Origin of the sequence: Parasporobacterium paucivorans DSM 15970 (assembly GCF_900141895.1) — a bacterium.
Lineage (GTDB): Bacteria > Bacillota > Clostridia > Lachnospirales > Lachnospiraceae > Parasporobacterium > Parasporobacterium paucivorans.
In genome coordinates this window covers 40,659-53,783 of record NZ_FQYT01000012.1, presented here as the reverse complement: position 1 = coordinate 53,783, position 13,125 = coordinate 40,659, and the positions used below count along the sequence as shown (strand labels likewise).

10 protein-coding genes and 1 pseudogene are annotated in these 13,125 nt (G+C 45.7%); all 11 read left to right on the top strand.

Features of this window, described 5'->3' with window-relative positions:
• Positions 1 to 206: 206 nt before the first annotated feature.
• The 11 genes and pseudogenes from BUA79_RS06705 (at position 207) to BUA79_RS06655 (ending at position 13,091) form a co-directional block, all read left to right on the top strand.
• The gene (locus BUA79_RS06705) at positions 207 to 521 is read left to right on the top strand and encodes a cupin domain-containing protein (RefSeq protein ID WP_073993601.1); all 315 of its coding nucleotides are present in this window, start codon (positions 207 to 209) and stop codon (positions 519 to 521) included.
• A gap of 42 nt (positions 522 to 563) precedes the next feature.
• The gene (hcp, locus tag BUA79_RS06700) at positions 564 to 2,195 is read left to right on the top strand and encodes a hydroxylamine reductase (RefSeq protein ID WP_073993600.1); all 1,632 of its coding nucleotides are present in this window, start codon (positions 564 to 566) and stop codon (positions 2,193 to 2,195) included.
• Positions 2,196 to 2,379: 184 nt separating this feature from the next.
• A complete protein-coding gene (locus BUA79_RS06695; RefSeq protein ID WP_073993599.1) occupies positions 2,380 to 4,233 on the top strand; it encodes an FAD-dependent oxidoreductase in 1,854 nt (617 codons plus the stop codon).
• A complete protein-coding gene (locus BUA79_RS06690; protein ID WP_073993598.1) occupies positions 4,230 to 5,834 on the top strand; it encodes a phytoene desaturase family protein in 1,605 nt (534 codons plus the stop codon). Before BUA79_RS06695 ends, BUA79_RS06690 begins: the two co-directional genes overlap by 4 nt.
• Positions 5,831 to 6,928, top strand: coding sequence for a glycosyltransferase family 2 protein (locus BUA79_RS06685; protein ID WP_073993597.1), 1,098 nt, complete (start codon positions 5,831 to 5,833; stop codon positions 6,926 to 6,928). Before BUA79_RS06690 ends, BUA79_RS06685 begins: the two co-directional genes overlap by 4 nt.
• 2 nt (positions 6,929 to 6,930) lie before the next feature.
• Positions 6,931 to 7,449, top strand: a complete 519-nt coding sequence (locus BUA79_RS06680) for a glycosyl-4,4'-diaponeurosporenoate acyltransferase CrtO family protein (protein ID WP_073993596.1) — start codon at positions 6,931 to 6,933, stop codon at positions 7,447 to 7,449.
• Complete coding sequence (locus tag BUA79_RS06675; protein ID WP_094757347.1) at positions 7,436 to 10,027, top strand: PEP/pyruvate-binding domain-containing protein; 2,592 nt, start codon at positions 7,436 to 7,438, stop codon at positions 10,025 to 10,027. Before BUA79_RS06680 ends, BUA79_RS06675 begins: the two co-directional genes overlap by 14 nt.
• Positions 10,024 to 11,196 carry an MFS transporter gene (locus tag BUA79_RS06670; RefSeq protein WP_207647325.1) on the top strand — a complete coding sequence of 391 codons (1,173 nt, stop codon included), beginning with the start codon at positions 10,024 to 10,026 and terminating at the stop codon, positions 11,194 to 11,196. The genes BUA79_RS06675 and BUA79_RS06670 overlap by 4 nt, the downstream gene beginning before the upstream one ends.
• 84 nt (positions 11,197 to 11,280) lie before the next feature.
• Complete coding sequence (locus BUA79_RS06665) at positions 11,281 to 11,493, top strand: hypothetical protein (protein ID WP_073993594.1); 213 nt, start codon at positions 11,281 to 11,283, stop codon at positions 11,491 to 11,493.
• 33 nt (positions 11,494 to 11,526) lie between these two features.
• Positions 11,527 to 12,369, top strand: a pseudogene (locus tag BUA79_RS06660) (tRNA 2-thiocytidine biosynthesis TtcA family protein); the annotation flags it as partial.
• The gene (locus BUA79_RS06655) at positions 12,366 to 13,091 is read left to right on the top strand and encodes a tRNA threonylcarbamoyladenosine dehydratase (protein WP_073993593.1); all 726 of its coding nucleotides are present in this window, start codon (positions 12,366 to 12,368) and stop codon (positions 13,089 to 13,091) included. The pseudogene BUA79_RS06660 and the gene BUA79_RS06655, both read left to right, overlap by 4 nt.
• Positions 13,092 to 13,125 lie beyond the last annotated feature (34 nt).

The window sequence follows — 13,125 nt, the reverse complement described above, 5'->3', positions numbered from 1 at the left end:
ATAAAGCATAAGCTTTATTGCAATAATCTTTTCATAAGCCGGCAAGAGTACTGACTTGCCGGCTCTCCTAATGTTTGTTCAACAAATATTGAAAATGTTGCCTGTGTAACATACTTTTTTGGGAAATAATGTTATAGTTTCGATAGGGAATCGGGGTGTGGTATAATATTTCATACATAGACTTACCCTGAGATAGAGGAGGGATGATGATTGAGCAAATTTTTACATTGTCAACCGGAAACGCAAAATCTGTAGAGAAAGTGGTGATGGATGAAAACATCCATTATGTCCATATGATTTTCAACAAGGATGAGGGTATGCCCGAACATTTTTCCAATTCAAATGTATATATGACAATTGTCAGAGGAAAACTCTCCATAGGGTTGGATGATCAGGAAATCCATGAATATGAAGCAGGAACCCTGCTGAAGATTCCAGTGGACAGGAAGATGAATGTCAGGAATCTCCATGAGGAGACATTGGAGCTGATTGTTGTCAAGGCGCCGGCTCCCATAAAATAAGGTCCCAGTCAAATTACTATAAATATTCCAGGAGGTAGAAAAATGAGTATGTTTTGTTACCAGTGTCAGGAAACCGCGAGAGGAACAGGCTGTGATGTGACAGGAGTCTGCGGGAAAAACCCGGAAGTCGCAAATCTGCAGGATTTATTGATCTATACGCTGAAAGGCATTTCAGATGTTGTAGTTAAAGGGAAAATGGATGCTTCCACCCTTCCAGAGCTTAACCACGAAGTATTTTCAAGTCTCTTTATGACTATCACAAATGCGAACTTTGATGATTGGGCAATTGAGAAACAGATTAAAAAAATGATGGGACTCAGGGACTCTCTTGTAAAGGAATCCGGTCTCAGCGGGCTTCATGATGCGGCAACTTTCCAGGCAGAATCCAAAGAAGCGATGATGGAAAAAGCAGTCAAAGTAGGCGTCCTGGCCACGGAAAACGAAGATGTCCGTTCATTAAGGGAACTCATCATCTATGGCGTGAAAGGTATAGCCGCTTATGGGGAGCATGCAACAAATCTTGGAAAAGAAGACAACAGTATTTATGCGTTTGTATATGAAGCCCTTGCAGCCACACTGGACGATACCCTTACTGCAGATGCACTGGTTGCCCTGACATTAAAGACCGGAGAATATGGCGTGAAGGTTATGGCTCTGTTGGATGAGGCCAATACTTCCAAATATGGAAATCCGGAAATTACCCAGGTTAATATTGGTGTACGCAAGAACCCTGCGATCCTGATTTCCGGGCATGACCTGACGGACCTGGAGCAGCTGCTGGAGCAGACCAAGGGAACAGGCGTAGACGTATATACACATGGTGAAATGCTGCCGGCTCACTACTATCCTGCGTTTAAGAAATATGACAATTTTGTGGGCAACTATGGAAATTCCTGGTGGAAACAGGTTGGCGAATTTGAATCCTTCCACGGACCGATTCTGTTTACCACAAACTGTATCGTTCCCCCAAGAAGCGAAGAAGTACGGAATAGAATTTTCACTACCGGATCGTCAGGTTACCCGGGATGTCTTCATATCTACCCGGACGAAAACGGTAAGAAGGATTTCTCTGCAATTATTGAAATGGCAAAAAAACTCCCAGCTCCTGAAGAAATTGAAACAGGTACTATCGTTGGCGGGTTTGCCCACAATCAGGTCCTTGCCCTGGCAGACAAGGTAGTTGACGCAGTGAAAAATGGAGCCATCAAGAAATTTTTTGTAATGGCCGGCTGTGATGGAAGAATGAAATCAAGGGAATATTACACGGAGTTTGCTCAAAAACTTCCAAAGGATACGGTAATCCTTACGGCGGGCTGCGCAAAATACAGATACAACAAGCTGGATCTGGGAGATATCGGTGGAATTCCAAGGGTTCTGGATGCCGGACAGTGTAATGACTCTTACTCCTTAGTAGTTATTGCCCTGAAGCTGAAGGAAGTATTTGGCCTGGATGACGTAAATGATCTTCCGATTGTCTATAATATAGGCTGGTATGAGCAGAAAGCCGTTATCGTTCTTCTGGCCCTGCTGTACCTGGGAGTAAAGAACATACATCTCGGACCTACACTGCCTGGGTTCCTGTCACCGAATGTGGCAAAAGTCCTTGTGGAGACGTTCGGAATCGCCGGTATCGGCAGCGTGGATGATGATATTGCCCTCTTCATGGGCCAGTAATAATATAGTGATTTGAAAATAATGGAAATGCTCCATATGACTTAAGGTTGTATGGGGCTTTTTTGCTAACATTCCGCACAAAGAATTGGGCATATACTGGACAGTACGTACTTAATACTGATAAAATTAAAGCGTAGGGTGGGTGTGCAGCAGATAAATAATATCGGTGAGGGGAGAAACAATTATGCGGTATGATACGGTTATAATCGGTGGAGGCCTTAGCGGACTTACTGCGGGGGCCCTGTTGTCAAAGCGGGGAATAAAAGTAGGCGTGGTGGATAAAAGCTATAATCCCGGCGGTTCATGTGGAATATTTAAAAGGGACGGAAAAATATTTGATCAGGGAGCATCCATGCTTTACGGGTTCGGTGAAAAAGGATTTAATGCCCACCGTTTTGTTTTTAATTGTCTGGAAGAGCCGATTGACGTGATCAAGCACGACCTTTTGTATTGCGTGAATTTCAAGGGCCATAAAATCCATTTCTGGCCGGATCTGGATATGTTTTCCCGGGAACTTGCAGAAGTTTTTCCTCTCGAAAAAGAAAACATAGTACGATTCTACAAGGAGATGGAGAAAATGTACCATCATGTAATGGTGGAAAATCCGAATTATACAACCCCGGATGAAACGGACAAAATAGCTTCCCTGAAAGGGTTTCTGAAACACCCCCTATCTTATGCACGGTTTCTGACTTATTTGAATAAAAGTGCAAAAAGCCTCCTGGAAAAGTATTTCACCGATCCGGAAATATTCAAGTTTTTCAACAAGCTTACCTCTACCTACTGCTACTCCACTGTGGAAGAGTCGCCTGCGGTTCTTGCGGCGGTGATGTTTGTGGATAACCACATTGGAGGCAGCTATTATCCCGCCGGTTCCACCCTTTTCCTGCCTGGAAAACTGGAAAAAGTCATAGAAGAAAATGGTGGGCAGATGCTGCTGGAGAAAGAAGTGGTAAAGATTCTGTTCCAAAATGACAGGCCGGCCGGTGTAAGACTGAAAGATGGGGAAGCGATTTATGCGGATAATCTGATCTACTCGGGGGATGTGTGGAATCTGTATGGTAAACTAATCGATGATTCCCATTCTACAAGGGAGAGGAGAGACTGGGCGCGGAACCTTGTTCCTACGTACCCCAGCATTGTCCTTTATGCCGAGGTAGGCAAGGATGTCATACCGGAGGATACCCAGCCAGTGGAAATGCTGGTAGGAAATCCAGATGAACTGGATGAAAGCGAAGTGACGGTCTATATATGCAGCATAGATGATAAGACCCTGTGCCCGCCGGATCGCCATGTGGCGGTGGCCATCGGCCCTACGCTGGAAGACTGGAGAATGGAAAGCCGGGAGGAATATCAGAACAAAAAGGAGAAAGAAAAGGACAGGCTTCTGAGCGTAATGGAAAAGCGATTTCCAGGATTTTCGAAAGCGGTCTATCATGCGGAGGTGGCGACACCCCGTACCATTGAACGGTATACGAATAAATACAGGGGATCAGTGGCCGGCCCGAAACAGATGTTGGGGCAACATATGTTTAAAAGGCTGCATACAAGGAGCGAGTGGGACAACCTGTTCTTCTGCGGAGAATCTACCGTCATGGGAACCGGTACCCCCACCGTTACAACCTCCGGACTAAGCGCAGCCAACGCCCTTCTGCGGAAATCAGGAATGAAACCATTCACCTATAATCCGGATATGAAAAGTTTCGTAAATATCCTGGATAAGCCGGTCACAAAGGAAAGCCTTTATTCCGGTTATTCAGAAATTGAAAAGTCCATCATGCACAGGGCCTCAGCCTGTGAATATTGTGAACACCCAGCCTGTATAGGGATCCATGAGGCAGATATCCGGGGTATCATGCGGAGAGTGACCGTTGGGAATTTCACGGGAGCAAAGAGGATCGCTTCCGCTGTTCGGGAAAAGGGTGTATCATTAGAGGAATGCGAAGAAAGGTGCATCAGAAACATGAAATATGGCACCCCGGTTTCCATTGGGGAAGTCCTGCATTATCTGGCTGATGACGGGAGATCGGTTTTATGAAGGGAAATTCGTATGATGTTATCGTGGTCGGGGCCGGGATTGCCGGACTGACAAGTGCGGCCTATCTGTGCAGAGACGGAATGCGGGTACTCCTGTGCGAACGGGAAGAAACCTGCGGGGGCCTGGTTGCTTCTTTTTCCCAGGAAGGCTTTATGTTTGATGGCGGAATCAGGGCATTTGAGAACTCGGGTATCGTATTCCCGATGCTGAAGCAGCTGGGGATTGGCATGGAGGTTGTTAGCAATCCTGTATCCATCGGGATCGGAGATTTTATGGTTCGTCTGAAATCAAGGGAAAGCCTGAGGGATTACCGGGATATGCTTTGCGCAAATTTCCCGGGAAACATACAGGAGATTGATGCCATTATCCGTGAAATTAAAAAAATAATGAAGTATATGGATGTCATTTACGGGATAGACAACCCGCTTTTCCTTGATTCCATGGATGATAAGGGGTATCTGGTCAAAACCCTTCTGCCCTGGCTTTTAAAGTATAAAATCAATATCCGCAAGGCCGGGAAACTGAATGAACCGGTCGAGCTATATTTAAAGCGATTCACGAAGAACCAGGCGCTGACAGATATGATTATCCAGCATTTTTTTACGGGAACCCCGACATTTTTTGCACTGAGCTATTTCGGCTTGTATCTGGACTACAGTTATCCAAAAGGTGGTACGGGAGTCCTGGTGGACAAACTGAAAGAATACATAGAGGCTCACGGCGGCCGTATTCTGACAGGTGCGGATATTACAAGTATTCGTCCGGTGGACAGGCAGGTTCTGACGGCCGGCGGTGAGAGTTTCTATTATGGGAAATTGGTTTGGTGCGCTGACATGAAGGCTCTGTATAACGCACTGGATGAAAATCAGCTTTCGGACATGAGCCTGTCCCGGAAGGTCATGGAGAAGAAGGGACAGGTGCTGAAGGGACGCGGAGGGAATTCCATACTGACAGTATTCATTTCATCCGGATTAAAGGGGGCGTATTACAGGGAGACATGTGGGGAACATTGCTTCTATACCCCTTCTGCCGCAGGTCTTTCATCCATGAAGATTCCGGACTGGAAGGAAATCGCCGGAGATAAGGATGCTCTTTTTGGGTGGATCAAGGACTATCTGCGACTGACGACATATGAGATTTCCTGTCCTTCACTCAGGGATGAATCCCTTGCACCACCGAACATGACGGGAGTCATCGTAAGCACTTTGTTTGATTACAATCTGGCCAAAGTGATTCAGAAAGAGGGCTGGTATGCTGAATTCAAGGGTCTTTGCGCCGAATATGTCATTGAGGTATTGAACAGATCTGTTTTCAAGGGGTTTTCGGAATCCTTAATAAGGGCGATATGTGCGACACCGCTTACCATAGAAAAAAATACAGGCAATGCAGAGGGGGCTATTACCGGATGGGCGTTTACCAATGAGATATTGCCGGCTGTAAACCAATTCGGGGATATTAAAAAAGCGGTTTATACACCCGTTCCTGATATTTTTCAGGCTGGACAGTGGACATTCAGCCCATCCGGATTGCCAATATCAATTCTGACAGGGAAGCTTGCGGCAGGCGCCGCAGGAGGGGGTCAGACCCCAGGAGAAATATGAAAATTGACTTGATCATAATTTTCACAGGACTGGCCGCGGCCATTCTGCTGTTTTACCGTTTTCCGGTCATTAAAAAAGAAGCTGTGACAAAAGAGGAAATGAAGCTTTCCGTGATTATTCCTGCAAGGAACGAGGAGGATACGCTGCCCCTGCTATTGAGTGATCTTAGAGCACAGAAAGTTACAGCTCATGAAATTATTTGCGTGGATGATAATTCAACAGATGCCACGGCAAGCCGGATCGAGTCTTATGGGGTCAGACCCCAGTCCCTGAAAGGTAAGCCGGAGCATTGGATTGGAAAATCCTGGGCCGCACAGGCGGGTGCCGATTTGGCAGTTGGGGAGCTGCTCCTGTTCCTGGATGCAGACGTACGTATGGACGAAAACGGATTGGCAAGGCTTCTTCAGTCTTATAAATCTGACCCGATGGTTCTGTCAGTGCAGCCATACCATAAAGTCATTATGGGCTATGAGAACTTTTCTTTTTTCTTCAATATGATTCAGACAGCGGCAAACGGCTTGGCGCTGCCGTTTAGAAACCGCAAAAGCGGACTGTACGGCCCCATCATCCTGATCAGAAAAGAGGATTATTACAAAGTCGGAGGACACGAATCTGTCCGCAGTGATATAATTGAAGACATGGCTTTTGCTCAACAGCTGAGGAAAAAGAATATCCCATACCGGCTGCTGCTGGGGGATAACGGGATTTCATACCGGATGTATGGCGGCGGGTTTAAGGAGCTTTGCCAGGGCTGGATAAAAAATCAGGCTTCCGGTGCCCTCCGGACACCATTATGGCTGGTTTTGATGGTATTTATATGGATATCATCATCTGCTTCCGTGCCAATCCAGCTGTGCAGGTCGGTTTTTGAAATGGATTCGTTCAAATTCTTCGTGTTTTCGGCTCTATATGTGTTGTGGGTTGTCATTTTTTGGCGGATATCCGGTTATCTTGGGGATTTCCGGAAAAGAACATGTATTTTCTATCCGGTGTATTTGGTTTTTTATATATGGATATTCCTCATTTCCGTAATAAAAAAGACTTTTCATCTAAAGGTGACCTGGAAAGACAGGGAAATCAGATTGGAGAAATGAAAATGCAGATTATCCATCTTCCCCCGCCGGGGGCGATATTACTATGCTTTATATTATGGGCCTTCTTTCAGCGTCTGGCTGCGTACATCTGCCTTCGGATTCCCGACCGATATTTCCGCCACACCTCCTTCCTGTACAAAAGCCGCAAATGGGAGGCTGATGGGGAAATATACAGGCGGGTTTTTAAAGTGAACCTCTGGAAAAAACGCCTGCCGGATGGTGGGAAATATATGAAGCGTGGATATGAAAAAAAGAAAATGAAGGATTTTTCGCAGGCTGGTATGGAGAAGTTTCTGACAGAATCCTGTCGGGGCGAAGCGACACACCTGCTGGCAATCATGCCTTTCTGGGTATTTGGCTTATTCACCCCCGGGTACGTGGTTCCAATTATGCTGGTGTATTCTCTGGCAGTAAATCTACCCTGCATCATTGCCCAAAGGTATAACCGGCCAAGAATCATTAAACTTATGAACAGGGGGTCTGACCCCCATAACGGGAGGAAAAGCGGTGGGAACGTTTGAACGAATCAAATCTGGAAATCCAAGCATGGATAAGCTTTTGGACAATATCCGGTTGGGAGATAACGTAGTCATACAGGTATCGTCCCTGGAGGCCTTCAAAATAATGGCGCAGAAGTATGTCCGGCAAGCCATACAGGATAAAAAAAGCGTCAGCTACATCCGCTTTGCCAAGCATGCTCCTTTGCTGGAAAAACAGGAGGGGTTAAAGGTTTATGAACTGAACGCAAACAGCGGTTTTGAGTCCTTTACGGTTGAGGTACACAAAATAATTGAACAGGAAGGCTGCGGTGCCTTCTATGTATTCGATTGTTTGTCAGACCTGCAGGTGACCTGGTCTACAGACCTTATGATGGGTAATTTTTTCTGCGTGACCTGCCCATACCTTTTCAGGCTGGATACGGTGGCCTGGTTCCCTGTACTGAGGGGGCACCATGATTACGCCACAATCGCCCGCATTCAGGAAACCACCCAGCTGCTTCTGGATCTTTATTCAATAGAAAACAACCTGTATCTGCACCCTATAAAAGTATGGAACCGATATTCCTCCGAGATGTATCTTCCGCACAAAATGAGTGACCAAGATGAATTTGAATCCCTGACCAACAGTGTGGATTTATCAGTATATTTTCGTCTGCTGCAGCAGGAACACAATGGGGACGAAGAACTGAATATGGACAGTTACGACCGTTTCTTCCGGGAGGCAAAGGCTGCCTATTACGGAGGGACGATAACGGAATGGACCCTGAATAAAATAAGCCGCAGTATGATGACCCACGACCTGAAGATGGCATCCATGATAAAAAAAGAATTTTCACCAGAAGACTTCTTTCATGTGAAAGACAGGCTCATCGGGACAGGCACCATAGGTGGGAAAGCCTGTGGAATGCTGCTGGCCAGGAAAATGACCGAAAATTATCTGCCGGAATATGCCAATTATATTGAACCGCATGATTCCTATTACATTGGCACGGATGTATTCTACTCATACATTGTTGAGAATGGGCTCTGGGAAATGAGAATTAAGCAGAGAGATGAAAAATATTATTTTGAAAAAGCGGAGGAGTTGAGGCAAGCTCTGCTGCAGTCGTCATTTCCGGAGACAATCCGGGTCCAGTTTCGAAGGATGCTGGAATATTTCGGACAGATCCCCATTATTGTCCGTTCAAGCAGTTTTCTGGAAGATGGATTTGGAAATGCATTTGCGGGAAAATATGAATCAGTATTCTGTGCAAATGGAGGAAATCCGGAAGAAAGACTGGAGAACTTTGAAAATGCAGTGCGTCGGGTCTATGCAAGCACCATGGACCGGTCTGCTCTGGAATACCGGCGAAAAAGAGGAATGCAGCAGGCTGATGAGCAGATGGCCATACTGGTCCAGCGCGTCAGTGGGACGAAGTTTGGTGAATGCTACATGCCCTGTGTTGCGGGCGTCGGATTCTCGTACAGCATATACAGGTGGAGCGAAGAGCTCAGCGCGGACGCGGGACTTTTGCGGCTTGTGGCAGGACTGGGCACGAAAGCGGTGGACCGGACCGGAACGGATTATCCGCGGTTGGTGAACCTGGACAAACCGGAAAGTACAACTCTTGTGGGAGAGGATGAGAAGCACCGGTTTTCCCAGCACAAGCTGGACCTTATTGATACAAAAGCAAACAATAAGACAGAGGCAGATGCCTATGATCTCCTGGGAAAACTTCCCAAATGGTATACGGATATAATAAGCGAACATGATTTCTCGGCCGAAAGAGCCCTGCGCGACAGAGGACAATACAGGCCGGTGCAGTTCATTTCCTGCCAGGGTGTGGTAAAAAGAAAGAAACTGATGGAGATGATGAGAAGAATTCTGGAAGTACTGCAGGAACACTACGAGAATCCTGTCGATACGGAATTTACTATTAATTTCAGGGAAGATGGGGAATACATTGTAAATCTGCTACAATGCCGTCCGCTTCAGGTCTGGCAGGCGGCCGCACACCAGGATGTCCCGGAAATCACTTCCGACAGAATTCTGTTCCAGGTGGATGATCTTTTTATGGGAAATACAGCCGGTTCAGAAGTGGACGCGGTGGTGTTAATTGATTCGAAGGCTTACCACGCGTGCCCTTATAATCAGAAAAGTATATTTGCACGGATTGTAGGCCGCATTAATGAGTATTATAAAGACAGTGGAAAAAAAGTGATGCTTATCAGCCCTGGACGTTTGGGAACATCCTCGCCGGATTTGGGGCTATGCGTTTCGTTTTCGGATATATCCAATTTCAGCATACTATGTGAATATGCCGATGCGGAAATCGGGTTTTTACCGGAACTGTCATTCGGAAGCCATATGTTCCAGGACCTGGTGGAGACGGGTATGTTTTATACGGCAATCATGGATGCGAAATCTGACAGAAAACCTATATTCAATAAAGATTTCTGGAATGGAGAGGAATCTGTACTTGCTAGAATTTTGCCGGATTTAGAGAATTTCAGTGAAATAATTCTGGTATATGAACATGACGATGAAGATTCGCTTAGCCTTTTTGCAGACTACAAAAACCGCAGGGTTACATGCGGAAGATTCAAGGAGATAAAATGAACGTAATATATTTAGGCCTGGTCAGTTTTTTTGCAGATATCAGCGCGGAAATGGTCTATCCGATCATTCCACTCTATCTGACCGCAGCGTTTGGTGCAACTCCGGTACTGATTGGGATTATTGAAGGAATTGCGGAGAGTCTGGCAAGCCTTCTTAAAGTTTTCAGCGGTTATTTCACCGACAGATACAAAAAGAAAAAGCCGGTTGCCTTTATCGGCTATTCCACGGGAATTTTGTATAAACTTGTATTAATACTGGCAGGTTCCTGGTCTGGAATTCTGGGTGCAAGGGCTATCGACCGGATTGGAAAAGGCATCAGGACGGCACCGCGGGATGTAATGGTCAGCGAGTGCGCCCAGGAAGGGTCAGCCGGAAAAGTGTTTGGAATTCACAAATCGCTCGATATGGCGGGATCTGCCCTGGGAATCCTGATTGCCTGGCTCCTGATGAGGAACACGGTCGGAGCCGTTGAATACAAACAGATTTTTGCGATTTCCATCATCCCGGCAGTTCTCAGCCTTGTGATGTTCCTGAAAATAAAAGAAAAAAAAGTGATCTGTCCGCCGATGGAGAGAGAACCCTTTTGGAAAAATATAAAAAATCTGGATGGCAGGCTGAAATTATATCTTGTAGCGGCCTTTTTGTTCACACTGGGAAATTCCTCCAATACATTTCTTCTGCTGCGGGCAAAAAGTGTCGGGTTTAGTGATGCATCGGTTATACTGCTTTACTTTATTTATAATATTTCCGCCTCTGCTCTGGCGATACCGGCAGGAAAAAGATCCGATAAAGTAGGAAGGAAGAGGGTTCTGGTGGCCGGCTACATAGTGTTTGGAATCGTGTACTTTGGTTTTGCGATAGTCACCGGTAAATCTTTTATGATAGCCTTGTTTATACTTTATGGAGTATATACAGCCATGATTGCCGGAGTTGAAAGGGCGTTCATTTCAGAAGCCGCACCAAAAAATCTGAAAGGCACGATGCTGGGACTTCATTCTACAATCGTCTCTATTGCACTTCTCCCTGCCAGTGTAATCGCCGGGATTTTATGGACAACATTCGGAGCACGCGTTCCATTTATTTTCGGGGGCTGCATGTCCTTTCTGGCTGCCGGGCTTCTGCTGTTTTTGCTGAACCCTCCGGGACCATCCGCTGAAAATGTTAAATAAGTGTGAATTTAAAATATTGTAGCTTTATGTTACAGTATTTTTGTTATAATGAAAGCTAACGGAAATCAGAATGGAGGATTGAACATGAATTTTAAGGAACAATATATGTCTGGAAAGATAGAGTTCGATGAGATACACAGATTTGTAAGCGAATGGAATAATAGCGATGATACACGGACGCTGGCGAAATTCCTGGGCCTCAACGCAGAAGAAGAGGATATATGGATAGATGTGAGCGATGAAGCCCTGCAGGAAATGCTGGACGCAGAGCGGGAAAGAATACAGGATTCAAACTGATTATATACCGGAAGGATTACCATGGAAAGATTAGAAGGAATTGAAGCGAGCATACGTAAGAAATTTCATAAACGGATTTGGTGCAAATTCACCAAGGCAATCAATACATATGAAATGCTGAAAGAAGGTGACTGCGTAGCAGTCTGCATTTCAGGGGGCAAGGACTCCATGCTGATGGCGAAGCTCTTTCAGGAGCTGAAAAGGCATAATAAATTTGAATTTGACATAAAATTCATGGTCATGGATCCCGGATATAATAAAGAAAACAGGGAACTGATAATGAGCAACGCCAAAACGCTGGGTATCCCAATTCATGTGTTTGAGACGGAGATATTTGATTCTGTTGTTGATATAGAGAAATCTCCCTGCTATCTGTGCGCAAGAATGCGAAGAGGACACCTTTACAAAAACGCGCAGGATTTAGGCTGCAACAAGATTGCCCTGGGACATCATTATGATGATGTAATCGAAACCATCCTGATGGGAATGATGTACGGGGCTCAGATACAGACCATGATGCCGAAGCTCCACAGCTCTAATTTTGAGGGGATGGAACTGATTCGTCCTATGTATCTCATCCGGGAAGAGGATATCATTCATTGGAAAAAATATAATGATCTGGATTTTCTCCAGTGCGCCTGTCGATTCACCGAAGAGACAGAGCTTTCTGACGATGGAAGCAGTGACTCCAAGAGGCTTGAAATAAAGAACCTGATAAGAGAGTTGCACAAAACAAACCCCTTTTTGGAGGGGAATATCTTTAAAAGCGTGGAAAATGTAAATTTGAATACAATCATTGCATATAAGCAAAATGGCGTAAAACATAGTTTTCTTGACGACTATGACAAGGAAGAAGGGTGGTCTGCCACAGAATGACGGAACAATTTATCCGGACGGAACGGCTTCTGGGAAAAGAAGCAATGAATATACTATCGAACTCTAAGGTGGCGGTATTTGGCATCGGCGGAGTCGGAGGACAAGTTGTGGAAGCTCTGGCCCGGTGCGGTGTCGGAAAATTCGATCTGATTGATGATGACGTAGTCTGCACCTCCAACCTGAACAGACAGATTATTGCCACAACAAAGACTATAGGCTGTCAGAAGACAGAAGCCATGAAGCAGAGAATTCTTGATATCAATCCCCAGGCGCAGGTCGAGATACATAATTGCTTTTTTTTGCCGGAAATCGCCGGAGAATTTGACTTTGCGCAATATGATTATGTAGTGGATGCAGTGGATACCGTCACGGCTAAACTGGAAATCATCCTTCAGGCTAAGGCCAAGAATGTGCCTGTAATCAGCTGCATGGGTACAGGGAACAAACTGGATCCTACCAGGCTGGAGGTGGCTGATATATATTCGACTTCCGTTTGCCCTCTGGCCAAGGTTATGCGGAGAGAACTGAAAAAACGTGGCATCGACCGCCTGAAGGTTGTCTATTCCAGGGAAAATCCCATCAGGCCGGCGGATATTCCGGAAGTTAAAGAAGGTGAAAGTGCCCGCACTATGCGAAGAGCCGTCCCTGGGAGCACGTCTTTCGTGCCGCCGGCAGCGGGGCTGATTATTGCATCGGAAGTGGTCAGGGATTTGATTGTTTGAATTATTAGAAAAATATGATATACTGGTTCAATTG

Bases quoted from the DNA above. Each gene is read 5' to 3' on its own strand.
- BUA79_RS06705 (WP_073993601.1), top strand. From the start codon at position 207: ATGATTGAGCAAATTTTTACATTGTCAACCGGAAACGCAAAATCTGTA.
- hcp (WP_073993600.1), top strand. From the start codon at position 564: ATGAGTATGTTTTGTTACCAGTGTCAGGAAACCGCGAGAGGAACAGGC.
- BUA79_RS06695 (WP_073993599.1), top strand. From the start codon at position 2,380: ATGCGGTATGATACGGTTATAATCGGTGGAGGCCTTAGCGGACTTACT.
- BUA79_RS06690 (WP_073993598.1), top strand. From the start codon at position 4,230: ATGAAGGGAAATTCGTATGATGTTATCGTGGTCGGGGCCGGGATTGCC.
- BUA79_RS06685 (WP_073993597.1), top strand. From the start codon at position 5,831: ATGAAAATTGACTTGATCATAATTTTCACAGGACTGGCCGCGGCCATT.
- BUA79_RS06680 (WP_073993596.1), top strand. From the start codon at position 6,931: ATGCAGATTATCCATCTTCCCCCGCCGGGGGCGATATTACTATGCTTT.
- BUA79_RS06670 (WP_207647325.1), top strand. From the start codon at position 10,024: ATGAACGTAATATATTTAGGCCTGGTCAGTTTTTTTGCAGATATCAGC.
- BUA79_RS06665 (WP_073993594.1), top strand. From the start codon at position 11,281: ATGAATTTTAAGGAACAATATATGTCTGGAAAGATAGAGTTCGATGAG.
- BUA79_RS06655 (WP_073993593.1), top strand. From the start codon at position 12,366: ATGACGGAACAATTTATCCGGACGGAACGGCTTCTGGGAAAAGAAGCA.